This window comes from Acetomicrobium sp. S15 = DSM 107314 (assembly GCF_016125955.1).
Lineage (GTDB): Bacteria > Synergistota > Synergistia > Synergistales > Thermosynergistaceae > Thermosynergistes > Thermosynergistes pyruvativorans.
The window spans coordinates 1-485 of sequence record NZ_JADEVE010000321.1; the positions used below are offsets into that span (position 1 = coordinate 1).

At 47.8% G+C, this 485-nt stretch carries 1 protein-coding gene and 1 pseudogene; one reads left to right on the forward strand and one right to left on the reverse strand.

The features are described 5' to 3' along the window. Positions 1-51 precede the first annotated feature (51 nt). A pseudogene (locus EZM41_RS13900) lies at positions 52-141 on the forward strand (TRAP transporter small permease); the annotation flags it as partial. Positions 142-198: 57 nt separating this feature from the next. On the opposite strand, the gene EZM41_RS09430 reads toward EZM41_RS13900, so the two are convergent. Continuing rightward, positions 199-327 (reverse strand): hypothetical protein, encoded by a 129-nt coding sequence (locus EZM41_RS09430; protein ID WP_232619272.1) that lies wholly within the window; start codon positions 325-327, stop codon positions 199-201. Positions 328-485: the final 158 nt, after the last annotated feature.

A 485-nucleotide genomic window follows, 5' to 3' on the forward strand; every position in this document is an offset into this window, starting at 1 on the left:
GAAATTTTAAGGATATTAGTTCAAGGGATAGTCATGTTTTTTGGTTCTTGTATGATTTATTATGGCTGGAAAGTAATCGTTATGACTTCAAGACAGCCGTCGCCTGCTCTGGGCTTGCCAATGAGTTATGTTTATGCCTCAATCCCAGCTATGGGCATCTTGATATTGGTTTATGGAAGCCAGGATGTTTTAAAATCGCTAAAAAGTTTTAGCGTAGACATCAGCGCGATCGCCCGGCGTGGTCCACCCCCCGAACTCTACCAACTCCCCTGGGAACGGGTGGGTCTTCCTATAAGAGCCGACGATGTCGCCATTTCTACCTATCAAGATGGCGCTGTTGTAGACTACACCCCTATGTCTTCGCCGATCATGAAGACGCGCTCGTCGCGATCGAACTCCTCTCTAATGGCCTCAGCGAGGGCGTCTATGTACATCCTCTCAGTCATCTTCTACCCCTCCATCAGGCGTAAACGTATTTGGCTATC